The 13,400-nt window shown below is 52.0% G+C and carries 13 protein-coding genes; all 13 read right to left on the reverse strand.

Translation table 11 applies throughout. The annotated features are described in order from the left end of the window. Positions 1-8: 8 nt before the first annotated feature. The 13 genes from fabZ to atpG all read right to left on the reverse strand — a co-directional run bounded on the left by fabZ (position 9) and on the right by atpG (position 13,253). Complete coding sequence (fabZ, locus tag M1D70_RS29195) at positions 9-440, reverse strand: 3-hydroxyacyl-ACP dehydratase FabZ (RefSeq protein WP_007133270.1); 432 nt, start codon at positions 438-440, stop codon at positions 9-11. A gap of 500 nt (positions 441-940) precedes the next feature. Continuing rightward, positions 941-1,141 carry a DNA-directed RNA polymerase subunit beta gene (locus M1D70_RS29200; RefSeq protein WP_009594210.1) on the reverse strand — a complete coding sequence of 67 codons (201 nt, stop codon included), beginning with the start codon at positions 1,139-1,141 and terminating at the stop codon, positions 941-943. Between the two features lie 9 nt (positions 1,142-1,150). Further along, positions 1,151-1,978: a flagellar hook-basal body protein gene (locus M1D70_RS29205; protein ID WP_015737739.1), complete on the reverse strand. Its 828-nt coding sequence runs from the start codon at positions 1,976-1,978 to the stop codon at positions 1,151-1,153. A gap of 69 nt (positions 1,979-2,047) precedes the next feature. Then, a complete protein-coding gene (locus M1D70_RS29210; RefSeq protein WP_456288604.1) occupies positions 2,048-2,929 on the reverse strand; it encodes a flagellar hook-basal body protein in 882 nt (293 codons plus the stop codon). A 50-nt stretch (positions 2,930-2,979) separates the two neighbouring features. Beyond that, positions 2,980-3,978, reverse strand: a complete 999-nt coding sequence (gene mreB, locus M1D70_RS29215) for a rod shape-determining protein (protein WP_036660372.1) — start codon at positions 3,976-3,978, stop codon at positions 2,980-2,982. Positions 3,979-4,174: 196 nt separating this feature from the next. After that, entirely contained in the window at positions 4,175-4,459 is a 285-nt protein-coding gene (gene spoIIID, locus M1D70_RS29220) for a sporulation transcriptional regulator SpoIIID (RefSeq protein WP_009594246.1), read from the reverse strand. Between the two features lie 261 nt (positions 4,460-4,720). Further along, positions 4,721-5,461 (reverse strand): M23 family metallopeptidase, encoded by a 741-nt coding sequence (locus tag M1D70_RS29225; RefSeq protein WP_015737742.1) that lies wholly within the window; start codon positions 5,459-5,461, stop codon positions 4,721-4,723. Between the two features lie 204 nt (positions 5,462-5,665). Next, complete coding sequence (gene spoIID, locus M1D70_RS29230) at positions 5,666-7,276, reverse strand: stage II sporulation protein D (RefSeq protein ID WP_456288605.1); 1,611 nt, start codon at positions 7,274-7,276, stop codon at positions 5,666-5,668. Between the two features lie 324 nt (positions 7,277-7,600). Then, the gene (gene murA / locus M1D70_RS29235; protein ID WP_175320742.1) at positions 7,601-8,947 is read right to left on the reverse strand and encodes a UDP-N-acetylglucosamine 1-carboxyvinyltransferase; all 1,347 of its coding nucleotides are present in this window, start codon (positions 8,945-8,947) and stop codon (positions 7,601-7,603) included. 500 nt (positions 8,948-9,447) lie between these two features. After that, complete coding sequence (locus M1D70_RS29240; RefSeq protein WP_009590551.1) at positions 9,448-9,702, reverse strand: DUF1146 family protein; 255 nt, start codon at positions 9,700-9,702, stop codon at positions 9,448-9,450. A gap of 669 nt (positions 9,703-10,371) precedes the next feature. Next, positions 10,372-10,776 (reverse strand): F0F1 ATP synthase subunit epsilon, encoded by a 405-nt coding sequence (locus M1D70_RS29245; protein ID WP_009590549.1) that lies wholly within the window; start codon positions 10,774-10,776, stop codon positions 10,372-10,374. Between the two features lie 99 nt (positions 10,777-10,875). Further along, complete coding sequence (gene atpD / locus M1D70_RS29250) at positions 10,876-12,276, reverse strand: F0F1 ATP synthase subunit beta (protein ID WP_009590553.1); 1,401 nt, start codon at positions 12,274-12,276, stop codon at positions 10,876-10,878. 116 nt (positions 12,277-12,392) lie between these two features. Next, complete coding sequence (atpG, locus tag M1D70_RS29255) at positions 12,393-13,253, reverse strand: ATP synthase F1 subunit gamma (protein WP_009590544.1); 861 nt, start codon at positions 13,251-13,253, stop codon at positions 12,393-12,395. Positions 13,254-13,400 lie beyond the last annotated feature (147 nt).

Consider the following 13,400-nt stretch of genomic DNA (forward strand, 5'->3'; position numbering starts at 1 on the left):
TCTGAAAATTACTCCTTATCCGCGAGAGCAAACATAATTTCTCCCTCGGCCACTACGCGTCCATCCACCGTTGCCGTCGCTTTCCCTTTGCCGATCATGCCCTTCAGGCGAATGATCTCAACTTCCAGGCGCAGCGTATCTCCCGGCACCACTTGTCCACGGAAACGGAAACCGTCAATGCCCGCCAAAAAGCCGAGCTTGCCCCGATTGCTCTCTACGTTGAGAATCGCCACAGCGCCGACTTGCGCCAAAGCTTCTACAATCAGGACTCCCGGCATAACGGCATATTCAGGGAAATGCCCGACAAAAAACGGTTCGTTGATCGTCACGTTCTTGATACCGACCGCCCGTTTGCCATCCTCGATCTCCACGATCTTATCGACGAGCAAGAACGGGGGACGATGCGGAATAATCTCTTGGATCTGTTTGATGTTCAACATAGTATTAAATCCTCCTTATGTACGTACCCGCCAAGCATAGCGATTGAAAAGGGGAGTTCGTTCCAGTTGCGCCGCTATGCCGCTTTCTCAAGCAGCGGAAGGTATTGCTGATGGTTGTATCATGCTTCATCTTCGAGGTTCTTTAACGAATTTCAGATCATTTGCATAAAAAGAGGGATCTGCGGAAAAAATGATGGATATCCTTCACCGCTGCAGAAGTGAAGGTTTCAGATAAGGGGCTTTCTCCTTCGGACATTCCGTGTACGAGGAGAGGGCCCTTTTATAAGTTTTTTGGGGTCCCCGCAAAGTATTTGGAATAAGCATCGCAGCATAGGCTCCACTTTGTGGGGTTATTTTATATACATCCGTCCATTGTCATGAAATGACAAAGTTAATACGCAAGTCCCATCCCATTATACCGTTTAACCCTAAAAAAAGAAAACTCCCTTGCAGGGAGTTTGGCATCTTATCAACAACGTTGTATGTCACCCCGACCTTCGTCACGGTGCGAAAATCAAATCAAAAACATGCTTCCATGTGCCCCATTCAAACACTTCACTAAGCTCCTGATCCCCCAGGACAACATATCCGAAGACCATGCCCCCGAATAATGCCAGTACGAGCAATACAGGAATCATGATACGGACGGCGATTTTCCATCCGGATGTCTTGGAGCGTTTTTTGGCGTTTGATTCACTCATGATGCCCACCTACCCTCGCATTGTGTTGGCAAGGTTCATCATGGTATCGCTGGAACTAAGCGCGCGTGCCGTCAGCTGGTAGGCCCGCTGAACTTCCATCATCTTGGTCAATTCATCGGTCAGGTTCACGTTGGATTGCTCCACAAATCCGGAAAGCACCTTGGATTTAGGAGGCTCGCCCGGAGCAGGCGGCGTCGTATCGAATACGTCGCCTTCCGCTAAGCCGTTCCCTAAGACAAACAGGTTATCCCCTACAGCGACCAGTCCCTCCGGACGCTCAAGCTCAACCAGCTTCAAGGTAGCATAAGGAGCCGTACGGCCACCCGTTGGGGTCTCCACGATAATCTGACCTCTCTCATTGATGGCAACTTTCCCTTTGGCCGGAAGAGAGATCGGGTTATCGTTCACGTCAAGCACAGGATAGCCTTGTGAATTGACCAGCAGCAGGTTGTTCGGATTACGGGCGTCCGGGGATACATGGAATCCGCCTTCGCGGGTATATCCGATCGCGCCGTCACCCTGAACCGCAAACATGGCTTGCCCGTCAATCATCAGATCGAGCGGGTTGCCGGTTTCCTTCATGGCGCCCTGCTCCATGTTTGGCACAACGGAAGATAATCTCATGCCGTACCCGAGTGTATAGCCAAGCGGCGTCGCACGGCCCGTCCGGTCGAAATCCTTATGATGGCCCTGAACCTGAGTCAGCACATCCTCAAAGGATGCCTCCTTTTTCTTATAACCAGCCGTGTTGACGTTTGCCATATTGTCCGCAATGACATCCAATCGCTGCTGGAGGGCATTCATCGACACCATGGCGCTTATCATCGAGTTGTTCATTACTTACCTCCCGTGGGCTCCCATTATTCAGGCAGCACTGTGCTGCCTACCTGCTTACAGACCTTTAGCTTAGACGCGGCCAATCTCATTGACCGCCTTCTCCAGCGTTCTGTCGTAATATTGAACGATTTTCTGATTCGTTTCATACGCGCGCAGCGCAGCGGTCAATTCCACCATCGATTGCGTTGGATCCACGTTGGATCCTTCGATGAATCCCTGACGGACCACTCCGTTATCGGCCGGCGTCATAAAACGCACTTCACCGTCCGGATCGGCCATGCGGAACACGCCATGCCCTTCTCGAATCAGTCCATGAGGCTGGCTCACGATGCTGACGCCGAGGATGATGCCCGTCCCTCTGCCAGCGGCGTCCAAGATTTCTCCTTGCTCATTCACTGTAAAGTCACTCGCCGGACCTGTCAATACAATCGGTCTGTTATTGTTATCCAGAACCTGATAGCCGCTCTCGCTCAACAGGTTGCCTTCGGGGCTGACCCGGAAGCTTCCGTTGCGGGTGTACCGGACATCTCCGTTCTCGTTCTGAACCGTGAAAAATCCTTCCGGCCGGTAAATCACCTCGCCGTTCTCATCCACGTATCTGCCCGAAGCATCAAACGGATAAGCCTGGCCCGTTGCCGGATTCTGTACCGTGAACGAGGATACCAGCGCAAAGTCCGTTGTCTTGTTCGTTTCCCGGAGCGCGCCTTCCGTATAGAGCGAAATGCTCTCCTCCGCGTATACGCCGGTGTTGAACTTGCCGAGCTTCCGTCCCGCATTCGACGACTCGTTGCCGCCGATCATCGAGACCAGCACTTCAGGGAACGATCGCTGTACGCTGTTCGTTGCCTTATAGCCTGTCGTGTTAACGTTGGCGATGTTCTGCGTCACCGTATTATGTCGCTGCTCCTGGGTCATCATCCCTGAAGCCGCTGTATAAAGACCTCTTAACAATGAAGGCACTTCCCTTCCATTAACCTTGTCCTATCATCTATATCGGAAGGTTAGAACTTTTTCTTAACGACCTTGTCCAAATTATCCAGCATAATTCCCGTTCCTTTAACCACACAGTGCATCGGATCTTCAGCGACAAGCACCGGTACCCGAAGCTCGTCCGTCAACAGCTCGTCCAATCCGTGAAGCAGCGCGCCGCCGCCCGTTAGAATGACGCCGCGATCGATGATGTCCGCCGACAGCTCAGGCGGAGTGCGCTCCAATACGGATTTGGCTGCGAGCACGATCGATGACACGGGATCCCACAGGGCTTCCTGCACTTCCTCTGACGACACCGTTACGGTAAACGGCAACCCCGATACCATATCGCGTCCGCGAATGTCCATCTCAGCTTGTCTGCCGCCCGGACGAACCGTTCCGATCGCCATCTTCAAATCTTCTGCCGTCCGTTCCCCGATCAGCAATTTATATTTATGCTTCACGTACTTCGTGATCGCCTCGTCGAACTTGTCCCCTGCCATTTTAATCGAAGAAGCGGTGACCACATCGCCCATGGACAGGACGGCCACATCCGTGGTGCCGCCCCCGATGTCCACGACCATGTTACCGCTCGGTTGGAAAATATCCATTCCTGCGCCGATTGCCGCCGCCTTCGGTTCTTCTTCCAGGAAGACATCCCTTGCGCCGCTGCGCTCAGCCGCTTCCCGGATCGCTTTCTGCTCCACCGAAGTAATGTTCGTCGGTGCACAGATCAGGATTCGGGGCCGGCTGTGCCAACTGCGCGCGCCCACGCGATCAATAAAGTACTTCAGCATCGCTTCCGTAATTTCGAAGTCGGCGATGACCCCGTCCCTCAGCGGGCGGATCGCCGTAATGTTGCCGGGAGTACGCCCGACCATGCGCCGTGCTTCCTCACCGACGGCAAGGACTCGTTTGGTGTCGGTCTCAATAGTGACAACGGAAGGTTCGTCTAACACTACCCCCTTCCCCTTTACGTGAATGAGCACGTTCGCCGTTCCGAGATCGATTCCAATATCCTTGCTCAACATCATGAAAAGCCCCCAAAGTGTTATTTTATGGTAAAAGAGTCTGTTCGCTGTACCGTACCACCCTTCGACATAATCTAGCAATCGATGATGATCTTCGGCAAAACAGGTCCCATATTTCGATCCTATACCAGCTTTTAACATATCATACTTTAGGGGAGGGATTCAACGCCAATCTAGCGACCAAAGCCCTAAAAAATCAGGATTTTGCCGTGGCCACCGGTTCACGGTTGCTGCCGGTTTTTTTGTACTTGATCTTGGTAGCTTCTCCGCCTCTCAGATGGCGGATGGATTTGTGGTATTCGAGAATGTGCTTTACCTGATCCGCCAGGTCCGGGTTGATCTCCGGCAGACGTTCGGTTAAGTCCTTATGCACCGTGCTCTTCGACACGCCAAATTCTTTGGCTATAGTTCGAACCGTATGCCTCGTTTCCACGATACAGCGTCCGATCTTAATGGTCCGCTCTTTGATGTAATCGTGCACGCTCCCGCCTCCCTACTGTGTGGATAGTTTGGTACATTATATGAGGGGCCTGACGGGATATTCGCGGTTTCAAGTGCTGACAAGCTTACTTGGACCCATTTATTTTCTGGACATGCCAATCGCGGACAAGCAGAAAAACTCCATAAAACAAGGCGCAGCAAGGGTTGGACTTGCCATCCGAGCCCGTAGCAAAAAAAAGACAGGATCCCAAGATCCTGCCTCTTCAAGTGCGCGGTGGGCGCATATGACGAAGAAATGAAATTATTTTTGCGGAAGCACGCTCACAGGGTTGACCAGTTTCCCGCCCTCATACACTTCAAAGTGCACGTGGTTGCCGAGATCCTTCTCAAGCTCGCTGCGTCCGGCCGTCGCGATGGAATCGCCCTGCTTCACTTCAGCGCCTTCCTTCACTTTCACTTCGTTCAAGCTTTGGTACACGGTTTTCGTATCGCCGGAGGTAATCTCCACGACGTTGCCGTTGACCGGATGATTCTCGACCCGGGTCACTTTACCCGTAAGCGCGGCTCTGACTTCGAACATCGTGTCGTCGGCGGCAGCCAAGTCGATTCCTAGATTCGGCGTGAAGGTGTCGTTATATTGCACCATCGCCTCTTGATGGGTCTCCGGGTTCGTCTCGTCAAAGTAAGGTTTGACGATGCTCACCGCCACGTCGTCCGCTACCGGCCAGATCATCGCTTGCGCATTAGCCGTCACTTCTACAGCCTCTCCGTCATTGCCTTCGGTTGCAGCAGGCTTCTCCGAGCCTTGAACCGATTCCGATACGGTTGTTGCTTCCTCTTGTGGGTTCAGCGTCTTTTGGCTGGCGTCCTGGTAGACCCACACGAGGGTTAGTATAATTGCCGCTGCTGCTAAGTATGCTGCCGGGAACACCCACCGTTTGGATAATGCTTTCTTCCACGAAGATGACGTTACCGCCGAATCTCCTTGCACAGTTTTAGGAGTTTCTTCGTGGGGTTTACTATTTTTGTTCTGTTCATTCATTTGCAATCACCTCAGTAACCATTGTTACCGGGGCTAACTCTTTTATACGTTATCTCACTATTATTTTTTTGAGAGGTTGTTCCAAAAGTCGTCTTTTGATCACGGAGTGAATCAAGGGGCAACTCGGCATCGAATCTTGAATTCAGCCGGTCCTTCCAATGCTCACGTACCCATAACGTACGCTCCGCTTCTCAGTCCCTAGCTTTATTCAACCTTCTCGGTGTTGAAAAACCGATTTTTTGAACTTGTATTTAAAGAGAGAAGATTTGAAGTTTTGTCAAAAGAAATATTCGTATAATAGTGCTCCAGGATCGCTTTCGCTTCATATCCCTCGCGGGCCATGCCCTCTGCTCCGTATTGGCTCATGCCGACTCCGTGGCCGTTGCCGTAGGTCGTAATCTCAATCTCTCCGTCTTTCATATGAAGGGTGAATTGGCTGGACCGGAGCCCCAGCTTCTCTCTCACCTCGCGACCGGTGAACTTCTTGCCGCCGACCCGCACGCTTTCAATGCGATGGCCTTGCGTATACGAGAGCACCTTCAAAAAAGAAGAACCCCCATCCCCGCCTGCCGATACCGGTACGGCTCCATCAGCCAGGCCAAGCTTCCCGATAAACTCCGACCTTGGCATCGTGACCGTTGTCTTGTATTTGGGCGAAATCTCTTTATCCCATGGACTCTCCACGCTGCGCAGGTAGGGAATCTCGTTCTTCCAATAATCCTCTGAATTTTCGGTATACCCGTTGCTGGTGGAGAAAAAAGAAGCCGTAATCGGCTTACCTTCATACGTCATCACCACACCCGCCGTTTCCTTAACGGCCTGCCGCAGCTTCGCCAGCTCGGCTTCCTTCCCCAGCCGACGCCATTCCTTCGTCAGCTCGCCTTGGGCGATATAAGCCTGGTGACTGACCGTGTCGGTCACCAGGGCCTTGCCGTCCGGCACGCCGCTGCGGTCGCCGGACGCCAGCCGCTGCACGATATAGGTTCGTGCCGCGATGGCCTGGGCCTTGAGCGCCTCCAGCTGGAACTCCGCCGGCATCTCGGCGGCCAGGACGCCGACGAGGTATTGTTCCAGCGGCAGCTCCTCCACGGTATCCGTCTTGGTTACGTAGACGGATACCGTGGGCTCTTCCGCCGCCTGCGGCTCGGCGGAAGGCAGCGGGGCCGGCCCGGGCGGCAGCGGCTCTGGTGCATTGTTGCCGGGGGCAACCACCAGCAGAGGCAGCGCCAGCGCCAAGGCCAGCAGCCCGGCCACCGCCCAGACGGCGGGGTGCACCCGCACCCGCCGCTTCCCGGCGGCCGGGCGCCGCGCGGCAAAGCCGCGGCGCCCCCAACGCGCAGGCCGCACACGGAACGTGCGGCCGCCGCGCGGCACGCGGCCCGGTGCCGCTTGCGCGAAGCGCTGCGGCTCGGCCGCGGAGTGCGGGCCCTGCGGCATCGCCGCCGGCCCGCCGGGGGCTGGCGCGGCGCCATGCGCAGGCGCGCCGGCAGGGCGTTCGGGCGGCGGCGTCTGTGCCGCCCGCGGGCCATGGCCGGACTCGCCGAAGGCGTCCGGCCTGCTCCCCGGGCCGCGGTGCCCGCGCGGCCCTTCCTGCATGTCCTCTGTATCCGGTATCGAACGACGGCTTTGTTCTTCTGTCAGCCCGCCTATCTTCTCAAGCCCCTCAGGAAATTTCCATTTTAACACGGGAGCCGCCGATCCTTCGGACGGCACCTGATAAGGCTCAGCACTTCCTTCTTTCAAAACGTCTTTTGAATCGACCGCTCGTTTGTTCCTTGGGGTGCTCACATTCACCCGAACCTTCGAATCTTTCATTGCGTTTCCCTCCTGTGCCTTTTCCCCTTGTATAGGCTCTCGTTCATGCTCCATCATGCTCTACTTTATACTTATGAGATACGGGCATTTGATAGAACTATTCTAAGAGAACGGGAAAAAGTCATATGGATGAAGAAACGCTGAGGCTGACTGCAAGCAAGCTAGCAAAGAGTCTCCTATTCATCCGGAATTCCAACATAAGAGAAGGAGGGATAGCTGCATGATGATGGTGTACCAAAAAAAGAAGAGGCGTTGCCTCCATCGGCAACGCCCCTTCTATGTCTTAATGCGGTCTAACCTGAATGAACAGATCCAGCCTCCCGGCTATACCCAGGTTGGCTGCACTTTAAAAGATTTGGCTTCCTCTGCTTCAGTTGCCGCCTTCTTCGAAACCTTCTCCGTGCTCGGTTCCTCCGTCGAAATACGCCAGATATCCGCGCCTAGTCCGGACAGCTTCTCCGCCAAATGAACATAACCGCGATCAATATGCTGAACGCCGCCAACTTCGGTAGTCCCCTCAGAGACAAGACCGGCTAAAATCAAGGCGGCCCCTGCACGCAGATCCGTTGCCGTTACTTTGGCTCCTTTTAGCTTTGCGCCGCCGGTCACGATGGCAGAACGTCCCTCCACCTTGATCTCCGCATTCATCAACTGGAATTCGTCCACGTGCATAAAGCGGTTCTCAAATACGGTTTCGGTCACGACACTTGTACCTTCCGACACCAGCAAGAGCGCCATCATCTGGGATTGCATGTCGGTAGGGAATCCAGGGTAAGGCAAGGTTTTCACATCCACCGACTTTAACGGCTTGTCAGCGATGACGCGAATCCCGTTCTCGTCCGGCTCGACGGTGATCCCCATCTCCTCCATCTTGGAGATGACAGGGCCGAGATGATCGGCAATGGCTCCTTCCACGTATACGTCCCCGCCGGTAATCGCAGCAGCAGCCATGAAGGTGCCTGCTTCGATCCGGTCAGGAATCACGTTATGCTTCACGCCATGCATCTTCTCAACGCCTTCGATGCGGATCACGCCCGTGCCCGCACCGCGAACTTTGGCTCCCATCGCATTCAGGTAGTTCGCTAAATCGACAATTTCCGGCTCTTTCGCCGCATTTTCGATAACCGTTGTCCCTTCAGCCAATGTGGCAGCCATCATAATATTTTCAGTAGCACCTACGCTGGCAACGTCCAAATAGACCTTTGCCCCGCGCAATCTGCCATTGCTCTTAGCTTCAATATATCCTTGTCCGAGGCTGATTTCCGCCCCGAGAGCTTCAAATCCTTTTAGATGCTGATCGATGGGTCTTGTGCCGATAGCACATCCCCCGGGAAGCGAAATCCGGGTTCGTCCACAACGTGCCAATAAAGGTCCCATGACCAGAAAAGACGCCCGCATCTTCCGCACCCATTCATAAGGCGCTTCACATGTCGTTATGTGCTCTGCATTCACACGTATCACTTCATCCTGATATGTAATGCCCGCACCAAGCGACTCCAATACTTTGCTGATTGTAATTACATCGTCAAGAGGAGGCGCGTCAATAATAACACTTTCCCCAACTTCCCCTAGTAGAGAGGCAGCGATGATCGGAAGAACTGAATTTTTTGCTCCGCTGACTTTGACGCTTCCGGTCAGTCTTTTGCCACCGCGGACGATAAATTTGCTCATCATGGTTTCCCTCCGCGTCCATAATTTTCCTGATTGCGTGTGTTAGTAATTAGGTGTTGCTAATTCCCTAACTTTCATCTTAACATTAGTGTTTTCTGCTAAACAAGCGATTTTTGAACTATTTATGACATCTGATACGGTGTCTACATCAGGAATCGAACAATCCATGATGCCACCTAATGAAGCATCTGTTATCCGCAGTATGGACCTACGAAAGGTACCACGACCGACCAGCACTTGTCAATGCGCAACAATTACCGGGTGAACATTATAGTCCGGAAGTCATAGCGTCCGCCCGATCCATTTCTTGATTTAAGTGTTAACATAATAAAATGCGTTTATTCGACATTCTCTTCTGAAGCAACCTAACAGAGATATAACCATTCATACCGCAAATAAAACAGACACGTAAAAGATTGCCGAACACATAACCATCCTACAACTCATGTCTGTAAAACAAGCTGCTCCAACACGTTATGTACCACGCCCGTCTTTCGCGTTTAAAACATATATCGGATCATTTGACTCCATGTAATATAGTCAATTAGGAATTCAGCAACGAATCGTCCAAGCACCACGGCCAGCAGCAAATGCAGCAGCTTTCCCTGCGGCCCTTTCGGATGACGGACAACCAAATCCAGCTTTACTTGTTGTAATGCCCACCAAGCCAGTGCGATACAGACCAGTGAAACAACAATCGATATCAATCCGCTAACACCGACGGCACCGATTGAATTAGATAAATCCTGATTCATGCTCCCTCCTCCTTCGTGAATTTGTCAGCCCTATTCAGGACCGACTCTTCTATAATACTTGGCTGGAGGCTAAGAATCCAGCACTTTCTATACGACATTTCCTCGGAAATAATAAAATTTATCGACATTGCCCAAAAACGATCAGGAACACGCCATTAGCAGAAGTCCAAAATGCTGTTCTTATCGCAATCATGAACCAATGAAACACCAGGAATGGATATAGTTTCATTCCCCATGCTCCTATTTATACTAATTATATTACAAAAAATTACCGGACCCTAACTTAGAGACCGGTAAAGCTTTCAGCATAGTCAATTGTTGGAATGACTTTTCTCTCTTAGATGCTATATGCTGTGCTGCGACTCTATAAAAGCAAGGGTTAGATACTTGGGATATCCAACATTTCATAGAAACGTAGGCTCCATGAGCTCATACGACACCGTTAGAGAGCTGCTTAAGCGAATTCATCCTACTATTCTCACCCTTTAAACGATTAAAAAATCAACTATATCGACGCGATTCTCAGAAAACAGCCCTCGTTTTCCCCGCTTATCGAAATTTTCTTGCGATTCACAGCAACATGATTCAGCTTCTCTGAAATCCTATCCATGCCGTAAACAAAAAACAGCTTGGCTGCAAGATTGCAGCCAAGCTGTTTTGGTTCAACGATTAGTTCCGCGTCACTTTAATCCGGTTCATCGCTCTTTGCAGAGCCAATTCCGCGCGACGATGGTCAACTTCATCTTGTCTTCCCTTCGCATGCAGGCGAGTCTCTGCTCTTTCCTTCGCGGCTTCCGCACGCTCCAGATCGATTTCTCCCGCTCTCTCTGCGCTTTCCGCCAGGACGACAATCTTATCTTTGCGGACTTCGACGAAACCGCCCTGTACCGCAAACGGGGTTCTCTCGTTGCCGATCTTCACAAAGACTGGCGCTATTTGAAGCGGCGTAACGAAGGAAATATGACCAGGCAAAATGCCCAGCTCTCCCTCGACCCCACGCACCGTAACACTGTTCACCTGCTCGGAGTAAACCAAGCGGTCCGGCGTTACGATTTCCAACAAAATGGTGCTCACTTCCATCCCTCCTCACCGTTTTCCGCAGAAAACTCGCGCAGCAGACCTCACAGTCCCACTGTGAGCACTGTTTCGGTCTGCCGATCACGGAGCGTCAGCTTACAATGTTTTTGCTTTTTCAACTGCCTCTTCAATCGTACCTACGAACAGGAAAGCGGCTTCCGGAAGGTGGTCGTGCTTGCCTTCCAGGATCTCTTTAAAGCTGCGTACGGTTTCTTTAACCGGCACATATTTACCAGGAATGCCGTTGAACTGCTCGGCAACGTGGAAAGCCTGGGAAAGGAAACGCTGAACACGACGAGCACGTCCAACGATCGCTTTATCTTCCTCGCTCAGCTCATCCATACCGAGGATTGCAATGATATCTTGAAGCTCGTTGTAACGAGCCAAAATTTTCTTAACGCCTTGAGCTACATTGTAATGCTCTTCACCAACGATTTCTGGAGCCAAGATACGGGAGCTGGATGCCAGCGGATCTACCGCAGGATAGATACCCATCTCGGAAATTTTACGCTCCAGGTTCGTCGTTGCATCCAAGTGAGCAAACGTCGTAGCAGGAGCCGGATCCGTATAGTCATCCGCCGGTACATAGATAGCCTGGATGGATGTTACAGAACCTTTTTTCGTGGAGGTAATCCGCTCTTGCAAGCGTCCCATTTCGGATGCCAGCGTTGGCTGGTAACCTACCGCGGAAGGCATACGTCCCAGGAGGGCGGATACTTCGGAACCCGCTTGAGTAAAGCGGAAGATGTTATCGATAAAGAGAAGCACGTCTTTACCTTCTTGATCACGGAAATATTCCGCCATCGTCAAGCCGGTCAACGCTACGCGAAGACGGGCACCCGGAGGCTCGTTCATCTGACCGAATACCATCGCGGTTTTGTTGATAACGCCGGAATCGCTCATCTCGTGGTAAAGGTCATTACCTTCACGAGTACGCTCACCTACGCCGGCGAATACGGAAATACCGCCGTGTTCTTGAGCGATGTTGTTGATCAATTCCTGGATCGCAACGGTCTTACCTACGCCGGCACCGCCAAAGAGACCGATTTTACCGCCTTTTTGGTATGGAGCAAGCAGGTCGATAACTTTAATCCCCGTTTCAAGCATTTCTGCTTGCGTGGAGAGTTCATCGTATGCAGGAGCTTCACGGTGGATCGGGTTATTAACTTCGGACACTACGGCACCTGCATTATCGATCGGCTCACCCAATACGTTAAATACGCGTCCGAGTGTAGCGGAACCTACAGGAACCGTGATTGGTCTGCCCAAATCCACAGCTTCGATACCGCGAACGAGACCGTCTGTGGATGACATCGCGATACAACGAACCAGGTTATCACCCAAATGATTGGATACTTCCAAAGTCAAATCAACCGAGCGGCCGCCTTCCAACGTAGCTTCAATCTTGACAGCATTAAAAATCTCGGGAAGATGACCGCGCTCAAATTCAATGTCAACTACAGCACCTGTAATGCTGACAACGCGTCCTTTTTTCATTGATTCGTTTTCCCTCCTACCCGTTCACCTCTGGCGGTGAACGATGATCGTAAAAGCGGCTGTTCATCAGATCGCCGCATATCCTTTAAATACAAAGTTAAGAATTCAAACGTGCATTATTGCTGAGCGTTGGCTCCGCCCACAATCTCGGAAATTTCCTGCGTGATGGCAGCCTGACGAGCACGGTTGTAAGTCAGGTTCAACTCGTTGATCAACTTGCTCGCATTCTTCGTTGCTGCTCCCATCGCGGTCATCTTCGCTCCAAGCTCACTTGCCTTCGCATTGAGCATTGCGCTGAAAATCAGCGTTTCCGCGTATTTCGGAAGCAGAACCTCCAGCACGCCTTCCGGAGACGGCTCATACTCATAACCAGTCAGGTTCTCCCCGCCGCCAATGTTCTCCATCGGCAGAAGCTTGGAGATTTCCTGAAGCTGAGTCAAGGCATTCACGAATTGGTTATAGCACAGGTATAACTCATCGATCTGACCCAGCTCGTATTGGTGAACCGCCGCGTTAGCGATGGTCTTAATATCCGCATAGGTCGGACTGTCGGATAAATCGGTGAGCTCCTCCACAACCGGAAGTCCACGACGGCGGAAATAATCCCGTCCTTTACGTCCGATCACAAACAGGCAATACTCGTCCTTGGACTGATGGCGTTCTGCGATAAAATTCGATACTTTACGCAAAATATTGGAGTTCGAAGCACCAGCAAGACCACGGTCTGAAGTGATCACCAGATAACCGGTTTTCTTCACTTCGCGCTTCTCCAGCATCGGATGGCTGATTCCCTTGGTTCCAGCAGCGATGCTGCCAACCACTTCTTTCAGCTTCTCGGAGTATGGAAGCGCGGAGGTCGCCTTCTCTTGAGCTCTTCTCAGCTTGGCAGCAGCAACCATTTCCATCGCCTTGGTGATCTGCCTTGTGTTCTGAACACTCTTGATCTGCCGCTTAATATCACGTAATCCTCTTGCCATGTTTTCACCACCTTAAAGCTTTGGCGAAGCCAAAGCTAACTTCGTAAGCATAAGCCTAACTTTGGCGGAGCCAAAGTTACTTCGTAAGCAATTCGCGCTTTGGCTGGGGCCAAAATTACTTCGTACGGGTAGACTAAGCTTTGGCTA

It is taken from the genome of Paenibacillus sp. AK002 (assembly GCF_053903045.1).